The sequence below is a fragment of the Nocardioides marmorisolisilvae genome, from assembly GCF_031656915.1.
Classification (GTDB): domain Bacteria; phylum Actinomycetota; class Actinomycetes; order Propionibacteriales; family Nocardioidaceae; genus Marmoricola; species Marmoricola terrisoli.
Genome location: NZ_CP134227.1, coordinates 372,270 through 393,560 on the forward strand (window position 1 = coordinate 372,270; position 21,291 = coordinate 393,560).

At 68.1% G+C, this 21,291-nt stretch carries 16 protein-coding genes and 2 rRNA genes; 17 read left to right on the forward strand and 1 reads right to left on the reverse strand.

Translation table 11 applies throughout. The annotated features are described in order from the left end of the window. The first annotated feature begins 10 nt into the window (after nucleotides 1-10). Nucleotides 11-1,114 (forward strand): phenylalanine--tRNA ligase subunit alpha, encoded by a 1,104-nt coding sequence (pheS, locus tag Q9R13_RS01795; protein ID WP_310963334.1) that lies wholly within the window; start codon nucleotides 11-13, stop codon nucleotides 1,112-1,114. Then, the gene (gene pheT, locus Q9R13_RS01800) at nucleotides 1,114-3,615 is read left to right on the forward strand and encodes a phenylalanine--tRNA ligase subunit beta (protein WP_310963335.1); all 2,502 of its coding nucleotides are present in this window, start codon (nucleotides 1,114-1,116) and stop codon (nucleotides 3,613-3,615) included. Before pheS ends, pheT begins: the two co-directional genes overlap by 1 nt. A 9-nt stretch (nucleotides 3,616-3,624) precedes the next feature. On the opposite strand, the gene Q9R13_RS01805 is transcribed toward pheT, so the two are convergent. After that, nucleotides 3,625-4,362 carry a class F sortase gene (locus tag Q9R13_RS01805; protein ID WP_310963336.1) on the reverse strand — a complete coding sequence of 246 codons (738 nt, stop codon included), beginning with the start codon at nucleotides 4,360-4,362 and terminating at the stop codon, nucleotides 3,625-3,627. A 64-nt stretch (nucleotides 4,363-4,426) separates the two neighbouring features. Here Q9R13_RS01805 and argC point away from each other — a divergent pair, with 64 nt between their 5' ends. The 15 genes from argC to Q9R13_RS01880 all read left to right on the forward strand — a co-directional run bounded on the left by argC (nucleotide 4,427) and on the right by Q9R13_RS01880 (nucleotide 21,272). Beyond that, a complete protein-coding gene (argC, locus tag Q9R13_RS01810) occupies nucleotides 4,427-5,467 on the forward strand; it encodes an N-acetyl-gamma-glutamyl-phosphate reductase (RefSeq protein ID WP_310963337.1) in 1,041 nt (346 codons plus the stop codon). Continuing rightward, the gene (locus Q9R13_RS01815) at nucleotides 5,464-5,871 is read left to right on the forward strand and encodes an ACT domain-containing protein (protein WP_310963339.1); all 408 of its coding nucleotides are present in this window, start codon (nucleotides 5,464-5,466) and stop codon (nucleotides 5,869-5,871) included. Before argC ends, Q9R13_RS01815 begins: the two co-directional genes overlap by 4 nt. Before the next feature lie 16 nt (nucleotides 5,872-5,887). Beyond that, complete coding sequence (gene argJ, locus Q9R13_RS01820; RefSeq protein WP_310963340.1) at nucleotides 5,888-7,039, forward strand: bifunctional glutamate N-acetyltransferase/amino-acid acetyltransferase ArgJ; 1,152 nt, start codon at nucleotides 5,888-5,890, stop codon at nucleotides 7,037-7,039. Further along, nucleotides 7,036-7,980 (forward strand): acetylglutamate kinase, encoded by a 945-nt coding sequence (argB, locus tag Q9R13_RS01825; protein WP_310963341.1) that lies wholly within the window; start codon nucleotides 7,036-7,038, stop codon nucleotides 7,978-7,980. Before argJ ends, argB begins: the two co-directional genes overlap by 4 nt. Continuing rightward, nucleotides 7,973-9,151 carry an acetylornithine transaminase gene (locus Q9R13_RS01830; protein ID WP_310963342.1) on the forward strand — a complete coding sequence of 393 codons (1,179 nt, stop codon included), beginning with the start codon at nucleotides 7,973-7,975 and terminating at the stop codon, nucleotides 9,149-9,151. Before argB ends, Q9R13_RS01830 begins: the two co-directional genes overlap by 8 nt. After that, nucleotides 9,148-10,071: an ornithine carbamoyltransferase gene (argF, locus tag Q9R13_RS01835; RefSeq protein WP_310963343.1), complete on the forward strand. Its 924-nt coding sequence runs from the start codon at nucleotides 9,148-9,150 to the stop codon at nucleotides 10,069-10,071. Before Q9R13_RS01830 ends, argF begins: the two co-directional genes overlap by 4 nt. Further along, nucleotides 10,068-10,592: an arginine repressor gene (locus Q9R13_RS01840; protein WP_310963344.1), complete on the forward strand. Its 525-nt coding sequence runs from the start codon at nucleotides 10,068-10,070 to the stop codon at nucleotides 10,590-10,592. The genes argF and Q9R13_RS01840 overlap by 4 nt, the downstream gene beginning before the upstream one ends. Beyond that, nucleotides 10,589-12,004: an argininosuccinate lyase gene (gene argH, locus Q9R13_RS01845; RefSeq protein ID WP_310963345.1), complete on the forward strand. Its 1,416-nt coding sequence runs from the start codon at nucleotides 10,589-10,591 to the stop codon at nucleotides 12,002-12,004. The genes Q9R13_RS01840 and argH overlap by 4 nt, the downstream gene beginning before the upstream one ends. Continuing rightward, nucleotides 11,988-12,548 carry a DNA-3-methyladenine glycosylase gene (locus tag Q9R13_RS01850; RefSeq protein WP_310963346.1) on the forward strand — a complete coding sequence of 187 codons (561 nt, stop codon included), beginning with the start codon at nucleotides 11,988-11,990 and terminating at the stop codon, nucleotides 12,546-12,548. Before argH ends, Q9R13_RS01850 begins: the two co-directional genes overlap by 17 nt. 90 nt (nucleotides 12,549-12,638) lie before the next feature. Next, the gene (locus Q9R13_RS01855; protein WP_310963347.1) at nucleotides 12,639-12,935 is read left to right on the forward strand and encodes an EthD family reductase; all 297 of its coding nucleotides are present in this window, start codon (nucleotides 12,639-12,641) and stop codon (nucleotides 12,933-12,935) included. Between the two features lie 7 nt (nucleotides 12,936-12,942). Then, complete coding sequence (locus Q9R13_RS01860) at nucleotides 12,943-13,347, forward strand: PaaI family thioesterase (protein ID WP_310963348.1); 405 nt, start codon at nucleotides 12,943-12,945, stop codon at nucleotides 13,345-13,347. Nucleotides 13,348-13,415: 68 nt separating this feature from the next. Next, entirely contained in the window at nucleotides 13,416-14,675 is a 1,260-nt protein-coding gene (gene tyrS / locus Q9R13_RS01865; protein ID WP_310963349.1) for a tyrosine--tRNA ligase, read from the forward strand. Nucleotides 14,676-14,750: 75 nt separating this feature from the next. Next, a complete protein-coding gene (locus Q9R13_RS01870; protein ID WP_397218807.1) occupies nucleotides 14,751-15,740 on the forward strand; it encodes an alpha-hydroxy acid oxidase in 990 nt (329 codons plus the stop codon). Between the two features lie 535 nt (nucleotides 15,741-16,275). Beyond that, nucleotides 16,276-17,797, forward strand: a 16S ribosomal RNA gene (locus Q9R13_RS01875). A gap of 370 nt (nucleotides 17,798-18,167) precedes the next feature. Continuing rightward, nucleotides 18,168-21,272, forward strand: a 23S ribosomal RNA gene (locus tag Q9R13_RS01880). Together the 16S and 23S rRNA genes form the textbook arrangement of a ribosomal RNA operon. Nucleotides 21,273-21,291 lie beyond the last annotated feature (19 nt).

Sequence of the window (21,291 nt, forward strand, 5' to 3'; positions counted from 1 at the left end):
AAGGCAGTCGATGTCGGGTCCCAACTCCGAGTACGACCCGGTCCAGGTGACCCCCCTCGAAGCGGTGGAGGTCGACCGGATGCGTGACGACGCCCTGGCTGCGATCGACGCTGCTGCCGACCTGGCTGCCCTCAAGCAGGTCCGCCAGGCCCACGCCGGTGATCGCTCGCCGCTCGCCCTGGCCAATCGCGAGATCGGCGCGCTTCCGCCCGCCGCGCGCAAGGAGGCCGGCCTGCGGGTCGGGCAGGCCCGCGGCGCGGTCGGCCAGGCCCTCGCCGCCCGGCAGGAGGTGCTCGAGGCCGCGGCCGAGGAGCAGATGCTGGTCGAGGAGACAGTCGACGTGACGCTGCCGTGGGACCGCCAGGCACGAGGCGCCCGGCACCCGATCACCACCTTCTCGGAGCGGATCGCCGACGTCTTCGTCGCGATGGGGTGGGAGGTAGCGGAGGGCCCGCTGATCGAGGCCGAGTGGCTCAACTTCGACGCGCTCAACCTCGGTCCGGACCACCCCGCCCGGACCATGCAGGACACCTTCTGGACCGAGCCGGCCGAGGACCACGTCGTGCTCCGCACGCACACCTCGCCGGTGCAGGCGCGCACGATGCTCACCCGGACCCCGCCGATCTACGTGGTCTGTCCGGGGCGCGTCTTCCGGACCGACGAGTACGACGCCACCCACAGCCCGGTCTTCCACCAGGTGGAGGGCCTCGTGATCGACGAAGGCATCACGATGGCCCACCTGCGAGGGTCCCTGGACCACATGCTTCAGGCTCTCTTCGGTCCGGGGATCACCACGCGGTTCCGGCCGTCGTACTTCCCGTTCACCGAGCCGTCCGCGGAGATGGACATGGTCTGCTTCGTCTGCCGTGGCGCGGCCCCGGCCGTCGACTCGTGCCGCACCTGCCGTGGCGAGGGCTGGATCGAGCTCGGCGGCTGCGGCGTGGTGAACCCGCGCGTGCTGACCGCCTGTGGGGTCGACGCCGAGCGCTACACCGGCTTCGCCTTCGGCTTCGGCATCGACCGGATGCTGATGTTCCGGCACGGCATCGAGGACCTCCGTGACCTCTTCGAGGGCGACGTCCGCTTCACCACTGCGTTCGGACAGGAGATCTGATGCGCGCCCCCGTCTCATGGATCCGCGAGTACGTCGACCTTCCGGACGACGTCACCGCCGCGGACCTGGCCGCCCGACTCACCGCACTCGGCCTCAAGCTCGAAGCGCTCGACCGGCCCGGCCACGACATCACCGGACCGCTGGTGATCGGCCGGGTGCTCAGCCGCGAGCCCGAGCCGCAGAAGAACGGCAAGACCATCAACTGGTGCCAGGTCGACGTCGGCGTCGCCAACGGCACCGGCGAGCCCCAGGGCATCGTCTGTGGAGCGCACAACTTCGAGGTCGGCGATCTCGTCGTCGTCGTGCTGCCCGGGGGCGTGCTGCCAGGGAGCCAAGGGTCGGGCCCGGTGGAGATCTCCGCGCGGAAGACCTACGGGCACCTCTCCGCGGGGATGATCTGCTCCGCGAAGGAGCTGGGCCTGGGTGATGACCACTCCGGCATCATCGTGCTCCCCGCCGACGCGGGTCAGCCCGGCGACGACGTCTTCGAGCTCCTGCAGCTGCGTGACGAGGTCATCGAGTTCGAGATCAACCCCGATCGCGCCTATGCGCTGTCGCTGCGGGGGATCGCCCGCGAGGCCGCCCTGGCGTACGACGTGCCCCTCCGCGACCCGGCCGAACGTGACACCCCGGCCGGCAACGACCAGGGGCAGCCCGTGGTCGTTGACGACCCCGGCGGCTGCCCCGTCTTCGTGACCCGCACCGTGACCGGCTTCGACCCCGCCGCGCCGACGCCCCGCTGGATGGCTCGTCGGGTCCAGCTCGCCGGGATGCGCCCGATCAGCCTCGCGGTGGACATCACCAACTACGTGATGCTGGAGATCGGACAGCCCATCCACGGCTACGACCGTGACCGGCTGACCGGCCCGATCCGGGTGCGGCGTGCCGGCGAGGGAGAGCGGCTGACCACCCTCGACGGGGTGGACCGGCGGCTGAGCGTCGAGGACCTGCTGATCACCGACGACACCGGGCCGATCGGGCTCGCCGGCGTGATGGGCGGTCGGACGACCGAGCTGTCCTCGACCACCACCAACATCGTGATCGAGGCCGCCCACTTCGAGCCGGTCAGCATCTTCCGGACCCAGAGGCGTCACAAGCTGCCGAGTGAGGCGTCCAAGCGATTCGAGCGTGGCGTCGACCCGACCGTGCCCCAGGCGGCGGCGGACCGGGTCGCCGAGCTGCTGGTCAGGTACGGCGGCGGCACGGTCGATCCTGGGGTGACCGTGGTCGGCGCTCCGCCGCCGGCGCGGACCGTCACCGCGACCACCGACCTTCCCGCCCGGGTGACCGGGATGCCGATCGACGCAGCCACCACGGTTGCTCACCTCGAGGCAGTCGGGTGCGCGGTCACCGTGGACGGTGCCGTGCTGACGGCCACCGTCCCACCGTGGCGGCCGGACCTGAGCGACCCCTTCGACCTGGTCGAGGAGGTCGCCCGGATCGTCGGGTACGACCAGGTGCCGTCGGTCGTCCCGCGGCCGACCGCGGGCAAGGGGCTCACCCGGGAGCAGCGACTGCGTCGTCGGGTCGGTCGGTTCCTGGCCGGGGCCGGCGCGGTCGAGGTGCTCAACTTCCCGTTCGTGGGCGAGGCGGCCCTGGACGCACTGGGCCTTCCAGAGGGCGACCCGTGGCGGCGGACGGTGCGGCTGGCCAACCCGATCTCGAGCGAGGAGCCGTCGTACACCTCGACGCTGCTGCCCGGCGTGCTGCGCACGGCGGCTCGCAACCTGGGTCGGGGCGCGGCCGGTGTGGCGCTGTTCGAGACCGGCACGGTCGCGGTTCCGGTGGACCGGGGACCAGCACCGATCTACGGAGTGCAGATCCGCCCCTCATACGCCGAGGTCGGCAAGCTCGAGGAGGCGCTGCCCAGTCAGCCCTTGCACCTCGCGGTCGTGCTCGCCGGCGAGCACGACCGGTCCGGCTGGTGGGGCGCGGGCCGGACGGCCGGATGGGCGGACGCTGTCGGACTGGTCCGCGACCTCGCGACCGAGCTCGGAGTCAGTGCGGCGACGCGGACCGCCTCACGGATGCCGTGGCACCCAGGCCGGTGTGCCGCGCTGGTGCTGGACGGCGGTGCTGAGCTCGGTCATGCGGGCGAGCTGCACCCACGGGTCTGCGCCGCCTTCGGCCTGCCACGCGGTACGGCGGCCCTGGAGATCGACCTCGACCTGCTCATGGCCGCAGCCGTCGACATCGTGCCCGCCCCGACGTTCTCCACCTATCCGCTGGCCAAGGAGGACGTCGCGCTCGTGGTCGCCGACGACGTCCCGGCCGCGGACGTGGCGGCGACGCTGCGGGCCGGTGCCGGTGCGCTCTGCGAGTCGGTGCGGCTCTTCGATGTGTTCACCGGAGAGCAGGTGGGCGAGGGGCGCAAGTCGCTGGCCTTCGCGCTTCGCTTCCGCGCCTCGGATCGCACGCTGACCGAGGCGGAGACGGCTGCCGCGCGCGACGCCGCGGTGGCGCTGGCCGCCGAGCGGCACGCAGCCGTCCAACGGGTCTGACCGGCGCGGTCAGGGCCGCTCGGAGACCGCCTTGATGAGCTGGGCGACGATCACCCGGTCGTCGCGCTCCCGGTCGCCGTGCCGGTAGTGGGCGACCACCAGCACCAGCCGGCCCGGATGGTGGGCGCGGACGTCGGCCAGGCCGAGGACGGTGTCGGGAGCGTGTGACGTCTCGGAGCGGACCGTGTAGGTCAGGGTGCCGCCGTACGTCTCCAGCCGGACCTCCTGGCCGACCCGGAGCCGGTCGAGATGGTTGAAGACGGCGATCGACGTGCTCGAGGCCGCGCCGACCACCACGACCGTGTCCGAGCCCGGGCTGCCGGGCAGCCCGCGGGTGGCGAGCCGCTGCACCTGGTCGGCCGTGTCTGGGATCAGCCGGCCGGTGGTGGTCTGCAGGGCGGCGGCGAATCCGGCGTCGACGAGGTTGCCGATCACCAGCCGGTGTGGTGGCTCGGCGGGAACGGGGGAGGGCGCAGTCGTCGGCGTGCCGCTCGCGCTGGGTCCTCTGCTGGCCTTCCCGCCCGGACTGCTGCTGGGGCTGGTGGTGGGGCTGTTGGGTGCCGTGCTCGTGGTCGGGCCGACGCCCGAGGTGGCGGGCGGCTTCGCCGTACCGTCTCCCGAGCTGGCGAGGAGCCGCGGCAGCAACACCGCGGCCACCACTACGACCAGCAGGATCGCAGCCGCGCCGAACAGCCAGCCCCGACTGCGCCCGGCTGTCGGGCCCTCCGCTCGATGGCTCCCCGGCATTCGCCGAGCGTATCCGCCGGCGAACCGATCCCTGTTTTGTGATCATGCATCGGCATGTATAGTCATGCAGATGAAGACGTATCGGGTCGCTGTCGCCGGGGCCAGCGGGTACGCCGGCGGCGAGGTGCTGCGGCTGCTGCTCGGCCATCCGCAGGTGGAGATCGGGAGCCTGACAGGTGCGTCGAACGCCGGCACCGCGCTGGGATCACTGCAGCCACACCTCGTGCCGCTCGCCGATCGGGTGCTCGCCGAGACGAGTGCGGAGACCCTGGCCGGACACGACGTGGTAGTCCTCGCCCTGCCGCACGGTCAGTCCGGCGAGATCGCGGCCCAGCTCGGTGAGGACGTGGTGGTCATCGACTGCGGCGCCGACCACCGGCTGACCGACGAGGGGGCTTGGCAGCAGTTCTACGGCTCGGCGTACGCCGGGAGCTGGCCCTACGGGCTGCCCGAGCTGCCCGGCCACCGGGAGCGGCTGGTCGGAGCATCCCGGATCGCGGTGCCCGGCTGCTACCCGACGGTGACGAGCCTGGCGCTGGCCCCCGCGGTGGCGGCGGGCCTGGTCGAGCCCGACGACCTCGTCGTGGTTGCCGCGTCCGGCACCAGCGGGGCCGGCAAGAAGCCCGCACCGCACCTGCTGGGCAGCGAGGTGATGGGCTCCACCTCGGCGTACGGCGTCGGCGGCACCCACCGACACACTCCTGAGATCCTGCAGAACCTCGGCGCGCTGACCGACCAGCCGGTGCGGCTCAGCTTCACGCCGGTGCTGGTGCCGATGCCGCGGGGGATCCTCGCGACGTGTACGGCGACCCTCGTCGCGGGCACCTCGATCGACGACCTCCGGGCCGCCTATGCCAAGGCGTACGACGACGAGCCCTTCGTGCACCTGCTGGCGGAAGGCAGCTGGCCGACCACGCAGGCGGTCCTCGGCTCGAACAGCGTGCACCTCCAGGTGGCCGTCGACGCCGCGGCCGGGCGCGCCGTCGTAGTGGGTGCCGTCGACAACCTGGCGAAGGGCACCGCGGGCGCGGCGGTGCAGTGCCTCAACCTGGCGCTCGGGTTGCCCGAGGACGCCGGACTGACCACGGTGGGAGTCGCCCCGTGAGCGCGCCGACGAACCACACGCTGCACCGCTATCCGGAGCGTCTCGTCGTCGCGGGCCTGCCGGCGGGCGCCGAGGTGCCCGCCTGGGCGGAGTCGTCGAGCGTCTTCGCGGTGATCGCCACCGCTGAGGAGACCACCGTGGTGTGCGCGGGGCGGTCGGTGCCGAAGAAGGTCCGCCAGCACGGCAGGTTCACCGCGTTCGCGGTGAAGGGGCCGTTGGACTTCGCCCTGACGGGTGTGCTGGCCGGGCTGTTGGAGCCGCTCGCCGCGGAGGACATCAGCGTGTTCACGCTGTCGACGTACTCCACGGACTGGATCCTCGTGCCTACCGAGCGCGCCGACGACGCCGAGGAGTGCTGGCGACGACGAGGCGACACCGTCGTCCCCGCCCCCGTCCACTCCTGAGCAGAAGGATCCATCGATGAGCATCACCCACCCCCGGGGCTTTCGGGCCGCCGGCGTCGCCGCCGGGCTGAAGGCCAGCGGAGCCCCCGACATGGCGTTGGTCGTCAACGACGGCCCGACCCACGACAACGCCACCGTCTTCACCAGCAACCGCTGCAAGGCCAACCCTGTGCTCTGGAGCGAGCAGGTCGTCAAGGACGGCACCGTGCGTGCGGTCGTGCTGAACTCCGGCGGGGCGAACTGCTATACGGGTCCGGACGGCTTCCAGACGACCCACGCCGTCGCCGAGCAGGTGGCCGGGGCCATCGGCGCAGGCGCGATCGACGTGGTCGTCTGCTCGACCGGCCTGATCGGCCTCGCCAACGACCGCAGCCGGCTGCTCGACGGGGTGACGGCCCTGCACGGCGCGTTGTCGGAGGACGGCGGTCACGACGCGGCCACCGCGATCATGACGACCGACACCGTGCCGAAGGAGGTCGTCGTCGAAGGCGCCGGCTGGTCGATCGGCGGGATGGCCAAGGGGGCCGGCATGCTGGCCCCGCAGCTGGCCACCATGTTGGTGGTGCTGACCACGGACGCCGTCGTACCCGCCGCGGACCTCGACACCGCGCTGCGGGCGGCCACCCGGGTCAGCTTCGACCGTCTGGACTCCGACGGCTGCATGTCGACCAACGACACGGTGACCCTGCTGGCCAGCGGGGCGAGCGGGATCACGCCCACGGTGGAGGACTTCACCCGGGCGCTGACCCAGACGTGCAGCGACCTGGCCATGCAGCTGCTCGGCGACGCCGAGGGCGCGGACCACGAGATCGCGATCACCGTGCTCAACGCGGCCAGCGAGCAGGATGCCGTCGACGTCGGCCGCAGCATCGCGCGCAGCAACCTGTTCAAGGCCGCGGTCTTCGGAAAGGACCCCAACTGGGGCCGCGTACTGGCCAGCATCGGGACCACGGCCGCCGCGTTCGACCCCGCCGACCTCGACGTCGCGATGAACGGTGTGTGGGTCTGCCGAAGCTCCACCCCGTACGCCGACCCGGCCGAGGTCGACCTCGCACCCCGTGAGGTGACGGTGACCGTCGACCTCAAGGCGGGCCAGGAGCGTGCGACCGTCTGGACCAACGACCTGACGCACGCCTACGTCCACGAGAACAGCGCGTACTCCTCATGACGACCTCACCAACGGGCGACGAGCCCGATCTGCGCCCGGCGGTCGACCCCACGAAGGCCGTCACGCTGGCGGCCGCGCTGCCGTGGCTGATGCGGTACCACGGCAAGGTCGTCGTGGTGAAGTACGGCGGCAACGCGATGACCGACGACGCTTTGAAGCGGGCGTTCGCCGAGGATGTCGTCTTCCTGCGGTACGCCGGCTTCAAGCCCGTCGTGGTGCACGGGGGAGGACCGCAGATCTCCCAGATGCTCGACCGCCTGGGCATCCACAGCGAGTTCAAGGGCGGCCTGCGCGTCACCACCGACGAGGCCATGGACGTGGTCCGGATGGTGCTGGTCGGTCAGGTCCAGCGGGAGCTGGTCGGCCTGATCAATGCGCACGGCCCGCTGGCGGTCGGACTGTCCGGCGAGGACGGCGGGCTGTTCACCGCTCGCCGTACGGGCACGGTCGTGGACGGCGAGGAGGTCGACCTCGGCCTGGTCGGCGAGGTCGCGTCCGTGCAGCCCGAGGCGGTGCTGGACGTGATCGAGGCGGGTCGGATCCCGGTGATCTCCTCGGTGGCCCCGGATCCGGGCGGAGCGGTGCACAACGTCAATGCCGACACGGCCGCCGCAGCCCTCGCGATCGCCCTGCGGGCCGAGAAGCTGCTGGTGCTCACCGACGTGGAGGGCCTCTACCGCGACTGGCCGGACAGCGAGGACGTCATCGGCGAGATCAGCCCGGAGGCACTGGCCGAGCTGATGCCGCGACTCGCCAGCGGGATGGTCCCGAAGATGCAGGCGTGCCTGAATGCAGTGACCGGCGGGGTGCCGCGCGCCACGGTCGTCGACGGCCGCGAGCCACACGCGGTGCTGCTGGAGATCTTCACCGACGAGGGCGTCGGCACCCAGGTCCTGCCCGGGGTGGACACCAAGATCAGGAAGGCCAAGGCCCATGACTGACCTGCAGGAGCGGTACGCCGCCTCGCTGATGAACACCTTCGGCCAGCCGCTGCTGGTGCTGGCCCGGGGCCGCGGAGCGCACGTCTGGGACACCGACGGCAAGGAGTACGTCGACCTGCTCGGCGGGATCGCCGTCAATGCGCTCGGGCACGCCCACCCGCGTCTCGTCGAGGCCGTCACCGGACAGCTGCAGACGCTCGGCCACGTCTCGAACTTCTTCACCACCGAGCCCCAGGTCGCGCTCGCCGAGAAGCTGATCGCACTGCTCGGCACCCCGGGCAAGGCGTTCTTCACCAACTCCGGCACCGAGGCCAACGAGGCCGCTCTCAAGCTGACCCGGCGGACCGGCCGCACCCATCTCGTCGCCGGCGAGGGCGCGTTCCACGGACGGACGATGGGCGCGCTGGCGCTGACCGCGAAGGCGGCGTACCGCGAGCCCTTCGAGCCGCTGCCTGGCGACGTCTCCTTCGTGCCGTACGGCGACGCCGAGGCGCTCGCCGGGGCGGTGACCGATCGCACCGCGGCTGTCGTCCTGGAGCCGATCCAGGGCGAGGCCGGTGTGGTCGTCCCACCCGACGGCTACCTCGCCGCCGCCCGGGAGCTCACGCGAGAGCGCGGCGCGCTGCTCTGGCTCGATGAGGTGCAGACCGGGATGGGCCGGACCGGCGGCTGGTTCGCCGCCGCAGACCAGCCGACCATCGCACCTGACGTGGTCACCCTGGCCAAGGGGCTGGCCGGCGGGTTCCCGATCGGCGCCTGCCTCGCCACCGGGGCAGCTGCCGACCTGCTCCAGCCCGGCAACCACGGCACCACCTTCGGCGGCAACCCGGTGGCCTGCGCGGCCGCGTTAGCGGTGATCGAGACCATCGAGGACGAGGGCCTGCTCGAGCACGCGGCGACCCTCGGTCACACGCTGACAGAGGGCCTCGCAGCCGACCCACGGGTGGCCGAGGTGCGCGGGGAGGGCCTGCTGATCGGGCTGGACCTGACCGAGTCGAGGTCGGCCGAGGTGACCGCCGCCGCACGGCAGGCGGGCTTCATCATCAACAACCCGACACCCGCGCGGATCCGGCTCGCGCCACCGTTGGTGCTCACCGAGCAGGACGTCGCGGACTTCCTCGCGGCCTGGCCCGGCATCCTCGACGCCGCGATAACGGAGGCCGGTCGATGAGGAGCTTCTTGCGCGACGACGACCTGACTCCGGAGGAGCAGCACGCCCTCCTCGACCTGGCCGTCCGGATGAAGTCCGCCCCCTTCGGCCATCGGCCGCTGGCCGGCCCGGAGACGGTCGCGATGATCTTCGACAAGCCGACCCTGCGCACCCAGGCGTCCTTCGCGGCGGGCATCGCCGAGCTCGGCGGCCACCCCATGCTGGTCGACGGCACCCTCGCCGGGATCGGGGTGCGGGAGTCGATCGCCGACGTCGCTCGTGTCCTGGGACGACAGGCCGGCATCATCGTCTGGCGCACCGGCGACCAGTCCCGGATCGACGAGATGGCGGCGTACGCCGGCGTCCCGGTCGTGAACGCGTTGACCGACCAATTCCATCCCTGCCAGCTGCTCGCGGACCTGCTCACCGTCCGCGAGCACCACGGGTCGCTCGAAGGGCGTTCGGTGGCCTTCGTGGGCGACGTCGGCTGCAACATGGGCCACTCCTGGCTGCTCGCCGGGGCGACCGCCGGCATGCATGTCCGGGTCAGCGGCCCCAGCGGCTACGAGCCCGACCCCGACGTGCTGGCGGCTGCGCAGCAGATCGCCGCGGGAACCGGGGGATCCGCGACCGTCGTCGCCGACCCCCGGGATGCCGCCGAGGCAGCCGACGTCCTCGTGACGGACACCTGGGTCTCGATGGGCAAGGAGGACGAGGCCGCCGCGCGGGCGGCGGCATTCGGGCCCTGGCAGCTCAACGCGGAGCTGCTGGCCCTGGCCGACCCGGCCGCCCTGGTGCTGCACTGCCTTCCCGCCTACCGGGGCAAGGAGATCACCGCGGAGGTGCTCGACGGTCCTCGAAGCGCGGTGTGGGACGAGGCCGAGAACCGTCGGCACGCCCAGAAGGCGGTGCTCGCCTGGCTCTCGGAGCAGCGCCGATGAACGGGCAGATCCCGCCGACCAAGAGCGCGCGGCAGCAGCGGATCGTGGAGCTGCTCGAGCACGCCGAGGTCCGCTCCCAGACCGAGCTGGCGGACCTGCTGGCGGCCAACGGCGTCTCGGTCACCCAGGCCACGCTGTCGCGGGACCTCGTCGAGCTCGACGCGATCAAGGTGCGGGCGGCCTCCGGTGCGCTGGTGTACGCCGTACCCAGCGAGGGCGGCGATCGGACGCCTCTGGTGGCGCGGGACTCCGTCGCCGGCGAGGCTCGACTCGCCCGTCTCTGCGCCGAGCTGCTCGTCTCCGCCGAGGCGAGCGCCAACCTCGTCGTGCTCCGCACCCCGCCCGGCGCGGCGAACTTCCTCGCCTCGGCGATGGACAAGGCGGAGATGATCGACGTGCTCGGCACGATCGCCGGTGACGACTCGGTGCTGGTGATCGCCCGCGACCCCTCCGGCGGCGATGCGCTCGTGCGACGATTCCTGGCCATGGCCAACCGCGGATCCCTGGGAGGGCCCTCGTGAACACCACCAACACCGGTGCCCTGTGGGGTGGCCGGTTCGCCGCCGGCCCGAGCCCCGAGCTCGAGGCCCTGTCGCGGTCCACGCACTTCGACTGGCGGCTGACGCCCTATGACCTGGCCGGGTCACGGGCGCACGCCCGGGTGCTGCACTCCGCCGGGCTGCTCACCGACGGTGAGTTGGACGGGCTGCTCACCGGTCTCGACCGACTGGGGGAGCGGTACGCCGACGGCAGCCTGCAGCCGGACCCGACCGACGAGGACGTCCACGGCGCCCTCGAGCGGCTGCTGCTCGACGAGGTCGGCCCCGAGCTCGGTGGCCGGCTACGGGCCGGACGGTCCCGCAACGACCAGATCGCCACCCTGTTCAAGGCCTTCCTGCGCGACCACGCCACATCGGTCGCGGGTCTGCTGCTGGACCTCGCCGGGGCGCTGGCCGACCAGGCCGAGGCGCACCTCGGCGCAATCATGCCGGGTCGCACGCACCTGCAGCACGCCCAGCCTGTGCTGCTCTCGCACCACCTGCTCGCTCACGCGTGGCCACTGCTGCGCGATGTCGACCGGCTGGCCGACTGGGACGATCGGGTCGCTGCGGACTCGCCGTACGGCGCGGGCGCGCTGGCCGGCTCCAGCCTCGGCCTGGATCCGGAGGCAGTGGCCCGCGAGCTGGGGTTCTCGGGCTCCACGGCGAACTCGATCGACGGCACCGCAAGTCGTGACTTCGTCGCGGAGTTCGCGTTCGTGACCGCGATGGCGGGCGTCGACGTGAGCCGTCTCGCCGAGGAGGTCTGCCTGTGGGCGACCCGGGAGTTCGGCTTCGTCGTACTCCACGACGGCTACTCGACAGGGTCGAGCATCATGCCGCAGAAGAAGAACCCCGACATCGCCGAGCTGGCTCGCGGCAAGAGCGGACGGCTGGTCGGCAACCTGTCCGGTCTGCTCGCCACCCTCAAGGGCCTGCCGCTCGCATACAACCGCGACCTGCAGGAGGACAAGGAGCCGGTCTTCGACTCCATCGACACCCTCGAGGTCCTGCTCCCGGCGTTCACGGGAATGGTCGCGACCTTGACGTTCGACACCGAGCGGATGGCGGTCCTGGCGCCGCAGGGCTTCTCGCTGGCCACCGATATCGCGGAGTGGCTGGTGCGAGCGCGGGTGCCGTTCCGCGAGGCGCACGAGCTCGCCGGCGCCTGCGTGCAGGCCTGCGAGCAGCGCGGCATCGAGCTGCACGAGCTCTCCGACGCCGACTTCGCCGCGATCGACCCGCGGCTGACCTCCCAGGTGCGCGACGTGCTCAGCGCGGAGGGGTCGGTCGCATCGCGGGAGGGCCGCGGAGGCACGGCGCCGGTGCGGGTGGCCGAGCAGCTCGCCGAGCTGCGTGCCGCGGTGGATCGGCACCGTGCCCGGCTGGGCTGAGGGCCGACCGCTGGAGGTGGCGCCGCGGTTGCTGAACGCGGTGCTGCGGCACGAGGATGTCGCCGTCCGGATCACCGAGGTCGAGGCGTACGACGGCGCCCACGACCCGGGTTCCCATGCGTTCCGGGGGAGGACCAACCGCAATGCAGTGATGTTCGGGCCGCCCGGGCACCTCTACGTGTACTTCACCTACGGCATGCACCACTGCGCGAACCTGGTCACCGGCGCCGATGGCGACCCGGGCGCGGTGCTGATCCGGGCCGGTGAGGTCGTCGATGGGCTCGACCTGGCCCGATCCAGACGGGGGAGGTCGACGGACCGCGACCTCGCACGCGGCCCGGCACGGCTGTGCCAGGCGCTCGGCCTGACCCTGACCGACAACGGGATCCCGGCCGATCTCGAGGCGGGAACGCCGCCGCCGTCGTACGCGACCGGCCCGCGGGTCGGACTGCGGCACGCCGCGGACCGCCCCTGGCGGTTCTGGATCCCCGGCGACCCGACGGTCTCCCGCTACGTCCCCGCGAAGAGGCTCGACCGGGGGTGACCCGGTCGACCGTGCACCGACCGGGCCTTGACGAGCCGCGGGCCGCACCCGAGGCTGATCGGGTCCGGCACGGCACTGGAAGGTGGCACCATGGCCCAGCTCATCGTCCTCTACGGGCATCCCACGGACCCGTCGGCCTTCGACGACCACTACACCGGTCACCACGTGCCGCTCGCGAAGACCGTTCCCGGTTGCCGGGCGATGAGCTGGGGCCATCTGACCACCCTCGACGGGAGCCGGCCGGACTACTACCTCAGTGCGGTGCTCACGTTCGACTCCGTGGAGTCGCTCAAGCGCTCGCTGGCCACTCCCGAGGGTCAGGCGGTCGCCGCCGACGTCGGGACGTTCGCTACCGGCGGGGCCACGGTCCTCGTCCAAGAGGACTGAGTACGCCGTGCCGCTCGACACCGCCAGCCTGAACCAGCTGATGCCGTTCGGTGCCCACCTGGGTCTCGACCTGGTCTCCGCTACGCCCGAGGAGGTGGTCGCCACGCTCTCGTGGCGTGCCGAGCTGTGCACTGCAGGAGGCCTCTTGCACGGAGGTGCGTTGATGGGCCTCACCGACTCCGTCGGTGGCGTGGTCGCGTTCCTCAACCTGCCCGAGGGCGTCACCACGTCCACCATCTCATCCAGCTCGGTGTTCCTCCGCGGTGCGCGCGAGGGGCTCGTCACGGCGACGGGCCGTCGACTGCACCGCGGACGCAGCACGATCGTCGTCGAGACCACAGTGACCGACGAGCAGGGGCGTGCGCTCGTCCGGACCACCCAGACCCAGGCCGTCCTCGTCCCCACCAGCTGAACCCGTTGGCCCGGCCCGCGGCCGATGGGTGAGGATGGGACGACAGCACTGACCCGGAAAGGCCCGATGTGTCCATCGACCCCCACCTCCTCGACGATCTCGAGTGGCGCGGACTGATCGCGCACGCGACGGACCGCGATGCCCTGCGCGAAGCGCTCACGACGGGCAGCGTGCGGTTCTACGTGGGGTTCGACCCGACCGCCCCGAGCCTGCACATGGGCCACCTCGTCCAGATCCTCACCGCAAAGCGGCTCCAGCAGGCGGGACACACGCCGTACGCACTGGTCGGCGGCGCCACCGGGATGATCGGCGACCCGAGGGAGTCGGGCGAACGGACCCTCAACGACCTCGACACGGTCAAGCAGTGGGTCGACCGCGTGCGCCACCAGATCGAGCCGTTCTTGTCCTTCGAGGGCGAGAACGCCGCGACGATGGTGAACAACTACGACTGGACGGCCAGCCTGTCGACGATCGACTTCCTGCGTGACATCGGCAAGCATTTCCCGGTCAACCGGATGCTGGCCCGAGACGTGGTGCGCAGCCGGCTGGAGGCGGGCATCAGCTACACCGAGTTCAGCTACGTCCTGCTGCAGTCGATGGACTTCTTGAACCTCTACCGCGACCACGGCGTACGGCTGCAGTTCGGCGGCTCCGACCAGTGGGGCAACCTCACCGCCGGCGTGGACCTGATCAGGCGGAGCGTCGGCGGGCAGGCGCACGCGATCGCCACACCGCTGATGACCCGGTCGGACGGCACGAAGTACGGCAAGACCGAGGGCGGCGCCCTGTGGCTGGACTCCGACATGATGTCGCCGTACGCCTTCCACCAGTTCTGGCTCAACGTCGAGGATGCCAAGGTCGGCGAGCTGCTCCGGGTGTTCACCTTCCTGCCCAGGGACGAGATCGAGTCGCTCGAGGCGCAGACGGACGAGAAGCCCTTCCTGCGGGCCGGCCAGAAGGCACTCGCGGACGAGGTCACCACCCTGGTCCACGGCGAGAAGGAGACGGCGCAGGCGAAGGCTGCGGCGTCCGCCCTCTTCGGTGGCGGTGAGCTCCGCGCGCTGAGCCCGACGACCCTGTCCGCCGCGCTCACCGAGGCCGGCGCTGCGGCCGCGCCACTGGGGACGCCGTACGTCGACCTGCTGGTGGCCGCCGGCCTGGCGAAGAGCAAGGGGGAGGCGCGTCGGACGATCAGCGAAGGCGGGGCCTACCTCAACAACGAGCGGGTGACCGACCCGGATCTCGTCCCCTGCGCCGACGACCTGATCGACGGCTGGGCAGTGCTGCGTCGCGGCAAGAAGCACCTCGCGGGCGTCAGACTGGGCTGATGGTCGGGACCTGGCAGGAGGACCTCGCCGCACGAGCACGGGCCACGCTGCCGGCCGCCCGCGTGGGAGTACGTCGTGACGGGCGCCCGGGAGGGCGTCACCGCCTCGGAGGCGCATGCCGCGTGGGCGTCGTACCGGCTCTGGCCGCGGATGCTCCGCGACGTGTCGGCAGTGGCCACCTCGACCACGCTGCTCGGCACCACCTACGGGATCCCCCTCGGGGTGGCCCCGACGTCGTTGCAGCGGTGCGCCGATCCGGAGGGCGAGCGGGCGATGGCGCGTGCCACCCGGACGGCCGGCGCACCCCACGTCGTGTCCAGCAACGCCGGCTTCCCCTTCGCCGCGATCGCCGCGGTCGGCGGTCCGTGGTGGCTGCAGGCCTACCTCACGACGGACCGCGCCGCCTGCTTGCCGATGCTCGAGGCCGCGGTGGCAGCCGGGGCGGAGGCCGTCGTGCTCACCGTCGACACTCCCTTCCCGGGCACCAAGTACGGCGTCGCGGACGCGGACTGGGTCGGCGTGGACCTGTCCTGGCACCGGTGCAACTACCCGAGCGGCACCGCTGCCGGGCAGCGCGGGGACTGGGCGCGGGACGTGGGGCCCGAGGACCTCGCGTGGCTCGCCGAGCAGACCGGTGTCCCCGTCGTGGTCAAGGGGATCCTGCGACCGGACGACGCGGACACCTGTGTCCAGGCCGGCGCGGCGGCGGTCTGGGTGTCCAACCACGGCGGTCGCCAGCTCGACCGGTCGGTCGCGACCGCGCACGTGCTGCCCACCGTCGTCGAGGCGGTCGACGGCCGTGCCGAGGTCTACGTCGACGGCGGCGTAGGTTCCGGTATCGATCTGGTCACGGCACTCGCCCTCGGCGCGGACGCGGCCTTCGTCGGGAGACTCCCCTGGCTGGCCCTGGCGGCCGGAGGCGAGTCCGAGGTACGGGCCGTTCTCGGCCGGCTGACCGAGGAACTGGTGGAGACGATGCGTCTCGCGGGCAGTGCGGACCCGGCCTCCTGCCGCGGCCTGACCGGGCCCGCAGAGGGGCCGTCCGAGGCCCGGATCGGCCGCTGACCTGCGTGAACAGGCACTGTGACCGGGGCCACCCCGGGCCGATTTGACGGCCGCCTCGGCGGCTGTCTAATGTTCTGCTCTGTCGCCACGGAGCGGCGGGACGCAAGGCCGAGAGGCCGGGCGGCCGGCCCGAGGCGAAACCCCCTTCACGACACCTCAGCCGAGGTGGTTCGAGTGCGCGCTCTGTCGGCCTCGGATCGGCTCGGAGCTTGGTCATGTGCGGGGAGCTGGGCAGGAAGCCCCGATTTGACTCGGGTTGGGTGGCCCGGTAAGTTTGCTCAGGTTGCCCCAGCGGGAAGGCCGAGAGGCCTGACTCTGGTGCGCGCTTGATCCTTGAGAACTCAACAGTGTGCCAAAAGTCGACGAATTAGTTTGACCCGTCCGACTCAGCCCCTCGATCCGCCTCGGCGGTGAGAGAAGAGTCGACGGTTCCTTTGGTAAGAAACGATGATTCTGACAACTATGTCAGTGTCTTCCTCTTGCCAGGACACTCCAAGAATTGGCGCGTGGCTCTCGAGTCGTGCGTCGCTAGATTTCAACGGAGAGTTTGATCCTGGCTCAGGACGAACGCTGGCGGCGTGCTTAACACATGCAAGTCGAGCGGTAAGGCTCCTTCGGGAGTACACGAGCGGCGAACGGGTGAGTAACACGTGAGCAATCTGCCCTTCACACTGGGATAACCCCCGGAAACGGGAGCTAATACCGGATACGACCACCTCGGACATCCGATGGTGGTGGAAAGCTCCGGCGGTGGAGGATGAGCTCGCGGCCTATCAGCTTGTTGGTGGGGTAACGGCCCACCAAGGCTTCGACGGGTAGCCGGCCTGAGAGGGTGACCGGCCACACTGGGACTGAGACACGGCCCAGACTCCTACGGGAGGCAGCAGTGGGGAATATTGGACAATGGGCGAAAGCCTGATCCAGCAACGCCGCGTGAGGGATGACGGCCTTCGGGTTGTAAACCTCTTTCAGCGGGGACGAAGCGCAAGTGACGGTACCCGCAGAAGAAGCACCGGCCAACTACGTGCCAGCAGCCGCGGTAATACGTAGGGTGCGAGCGTTGTCCGGAATTATTGGGCGTAAAGGGCTCGTAGGCGGTCTGTTACGTCGGGAGTGAAAACTCAGGGCTTAACCCTGAGCCTGCTTCCGATACGGGCAGACTAGAGGTATGCAGGGGAGAACGGAATTCCTGGTGTAGCGGTGAAATGCGCAGATATCAGGAGGAACACCGGTGGCGAAGGCGGTTCTCTGGGCATTACCTGACGCTGAGGAGCGAAAGTGTGGGGAGCGAACAGGATTAGATACCCTGGTAGTCCACACCGTAAACGTTGGGCGCTAGGTGTGGGGCTCATTCCACGAGTTCCGTGCCGCAGCTAACGCATTAAGCGCCCCGCCTGGGGAGTACGGCCGCAAGGCTAAAACTCAAAGGAATTGACGGGGGCCCGCACAAGCGGCGGAGCATGCGGATTAATTCGATGCAACGCGAAGAACCTTACCTAGGTTTGACATATGCGAGAAGCCTCCAGAGATGGAGGTCTCTTTGGACACTCGTATACAGGTGGTGCATGGCTGTCGTCAGCTCGTGTCGTGAGATGTTGGGTTAAGTCCCGCAACGAGCGCAACCCTCGTCCTATGTTGCCAGCGGGTAATGCCGGGGACTCATAGGAGACTGCCGGGGTCAACTCGGAGGAAGGTGGGGATGACGTCAAGTCATCATGCCCCTTATGCCTAGGGCTTCACGCATGCTACAATGGCCGGTACAAAGGGCTGCGATATCGCAAGATGGAGCGAATCCCAAAAAGCCGGTCTCAGTTCGGATTGGGGTCTGCAACTCGACCCCATGAAGTCGGAGTCGCTAGTAATCGCAGATCAGCAACGCTGCGGTGAATACGTTCCCGGGCCTTGTACACACCGCCCGTCACGTCACGAAAGTTGGCAACACCCGAAGCCAGTGGCCCAACCGTTTACGGAGGGAGCTGTCGAAGGTGGGGCGAGCGATTGGGACGAAGTCGTAACAAGGTAGCCGTACCGGAAGGTGCGGCTGGATCACCTCCTTTCTAAGGAGCATGACTGGCAGCCCCAGCAATGGGAATCACGCTGTCCAGGCTTTCTCTGTATCAGCCGGCGAATGTCCGGCGGCAGGGAATGCTCACTAGTGGAACGTCGACTATTTGGCGCGCGTCCGCCGCGATTCTCTCGTCAGTACAATCGCTACCCGCAAGGGTGGATCACGGAGTGGAACCTCGAGGGTTGAAACCGGAGACGCGTCAGGCACACTGTTGGGTCCTGAGGGATCGAGAGATCGAACCTCGGACGTAGGGCCTTCATCCCCTCGAACTGCCAGCCAGGCGGCTGGTAAGCGGGACCAGGATGGGGGACCGCCCGTATCTTGAGAACTACACAGTGGACGCGAGCATCTTTGTAGCAAGACAAGCTACTAAGGGCACATGGTGGATGCCTTGGCACCAAGAGCCGATGAAGGACGTAGGAGCCTGCGATAAGCCCCGGGAAGTTGGCAACCGAGCGTTGATCCGGGGATTTCCGAATGGGGAAACCCAGCTGGAGTCATGTCCAGTTACCTCTGCCTGAACACATAGGGCAGTTGGAGGGAACGTGGGGAAGTGAAACATCTCAGTACCCACAGGAAGAGAAAACAAAAGTGATTCCGAGAGTAGTGGCGAGCGAAATCGGAAGAGGCCAAACCACGTACGTGTGATAGCCGGCAGGCGTTGCGTATGTGGGGTTGTGGGGCCGCTTTGTTGGGTCTGCCGATCCAACACAGAGTAAGAAACCATCGTTGAAGTCGAAGCGGACTGGAAAGTCCCGGCATAGAGGGTGATACCCCCGTACACGTAAGACGATGGCTCTGAAGCGTCACCCCAAGTAACACGGAACCCCTGAAATTCCGTGTGAATCTGGCGGGACCACCCGTTAAGCCTAAATACTCCTTGGTGACCGATAGCGGACAAGTACCGTGAGGGAAAGGTGAAAAGTACCCCTGGCGGGGAGTGAAATAGTACCTGAAACCATGTGCCTACAAACCGTTGGAGCCTCGACTTGTCGGGGTGACAGCGTGCCTTTTGAAGAATGAGCCTGCGAGTTTGCGTTGTGTCGCAAGGTTAACCCGTGTGGGGTAGCCGTAGCGAAAGCGAGTCCGAATAGGGCGACTGAGTGGCACGATCAAGACCCGAAGCGAAGTGATCTATCCATGGGCAGGTTGAAGCGCGGGTAAGACCGCGTGGAGGACCGAACCCACTTAGGTTGAAAACTGAGGGGATGACCTGTGGATAGGGGTGAAAGGCCAATCAAACTTCGTGATAGCTGGTTCTCCCCGAAATGCATTTAGGTGCAGCGTTGCGTGTTTCTTGCCGGAGGTAGAGCACTGGATGGTCTAGGGGGCCCACAAGCTTACCGAAATCAACCAAACTCCGAATGCCGGTAAGTGAGAGCGCAGCAGTGAGACTGCGGGGGATAAGCTCCGTAGTCGAAAGGGAAACAGCCCAGACCATCAGCTAAGGTCCCTAAGCGATAACTAAGTGGAAAAGGATGTGAAGTCGCAGAGACAACCAGGAGGTTGGCTTAGAAGCAGCCACCCTTGAAAGAGTGCGTAATAGCTCACTGGTCAAGTGATTTCGCGCCGACAATGTAGCGGGGCTCAAGTTATCCACCGAAGCTATGGCATTCGCGTATGTACCAGGCCTTCGTGGTCCAGGTGCGCGGATGGGTAGGGGAGCGTCGTGTGGCGAGTGAAGCGGCGGAGTGATCCAGCCGTGGACGCCACACGAGTGAGAATGCAGGCATGAGTAGCGAATGAAGAGTGAGAAACTCTTCCGCCGAATGATCAAGGGTTCCAGGGTCAAGCTAATCTGCCCTGGGTAAGTCGGGACCTAAGGCGAGGCCGACAGGCGTAGTCGATGGACAACGGGTTGATATTCCCGTACCGGCAAAACAGCGCCCATGACGAACCCGGTGATGCTAAGTGCCCAAAACCTGGTGGAGTCCCTTCGGGGAACGATCCAGGCGGAGCGCACGACCCGAACCGGTAGTAGTCAAGCGATGGGGTGACGCAGGAAGGTAGTCGAACCGTGGCGATGGTTGTCCACGGCTAACCGTGTAGGACGCAACGTAGGCAAATCCGCGTTGCATATGTCTGAGACGGGACGGGGAGTCCTTATGGACGAAGTCGATGATCCTATGCTGTCGAGAAAAACCTCTAGCGAGCTGTGCGCCGCCCGTACCCCAAACCGACTCAGGTGATCAGGTAGAGAATACCAAGGCGATCGAGTGAACCATGGTTAAGGAACTCGGCAAAATGCCCCCGTAACTTCGGGAGAAGGGGGGCCGGATCCGTGAGCTGGCTTGCCCAGCAAAGCGGTGATGGCCGCAGAGACCAGGCCCAAGCGACTGTTTACTAAAAACACAGGTCCGTGCGAAGTCGTAAGACGATGTATACGGACTGACTCCTGCCCGGTGCTGGAAGGTTAAGGGGACGTGTTAGCTCTTCGGAGCGAAGCGCAGAACTTAAGCCCCAGTAAACGGCGGTGGTAACTATAACCATCCTAAGGTAGCGAAATTCCTTGTCGGGTAAGTTCCGACCTGCACGAATGGAGTAACGACTTGGGCGCTGTCTCAACCGTGGACTCGGCGAAATTGCAGTACGAGTAAAGATGCTCGTTACGCGCGGCAGGACGGAAAGACCCCGGGACCTTTACTACAACTTGGTATTGGTGTTTGGTTCGACTTGTGTAGGATAGGTGGGAGACTGTGAAACTCGGACGCCAGTTCGGGTGGAGTCAACGTTGAAATACCACTCTGGTCGTATTAGATATCTAACCTAGGTCCGTTATCCGGATCAGGGACAGTGCCTGGTGGGTAGTTTAACTGGGGCCGGTTGCCTCCTAAAATGTAACGGAGGCGCTCAAAGGTTCCCTCAGCCTGGTTGGCAATCAGGTTTCGAGTGTAAGTGCACAAGGGAGCTTGACTGTGAGAGTGACAACTCGAGCAGGGACGAAAGTCGGAACTAGTGATCCGGCGCTGGCATGTGGAAGCGGCGTCGCTCAACGGATAAAAGGTACCCCGGGGATAACAGGCTGATCTTCCCCAAGAGTCCATATCGACGGGATGGTTTGGCACCTCGATGTCGGCTCGTCGCATCCTGGGGCTGGAGTAGGTCCCAAGGGTTGGGCTGTTCGCCCATTAAAGCGGCACGCGAGCTGGGTTTAGAACGTCGTGAGACAGTTCGGTCCCTATCCGCCGCGCGCGCAGGAAACTTGAGAAAGGCTGTCCCTAGTACGAGAGGACCGGGATGGACGAACCTCTGGTGTGCCAGTTGTTCTGCCAAGAGCACGGCTGGTTAGCTACGTTCGGAAGTGATAACCGCTGAAAGCATCTAAGCGGGAAGCACGTTTCAAGATGAGGTTTCCCACCGGGTTAACCGGGTAAGGCCCCCAGTAGACGACTGGGTTGATAGGCCGGAGGTGTACAGCAGTAATGCCTAGCCGACCGGTACTAATAGGCCGAGGGCTTGTCCCTCAAAGATGTTGCGCGTCCA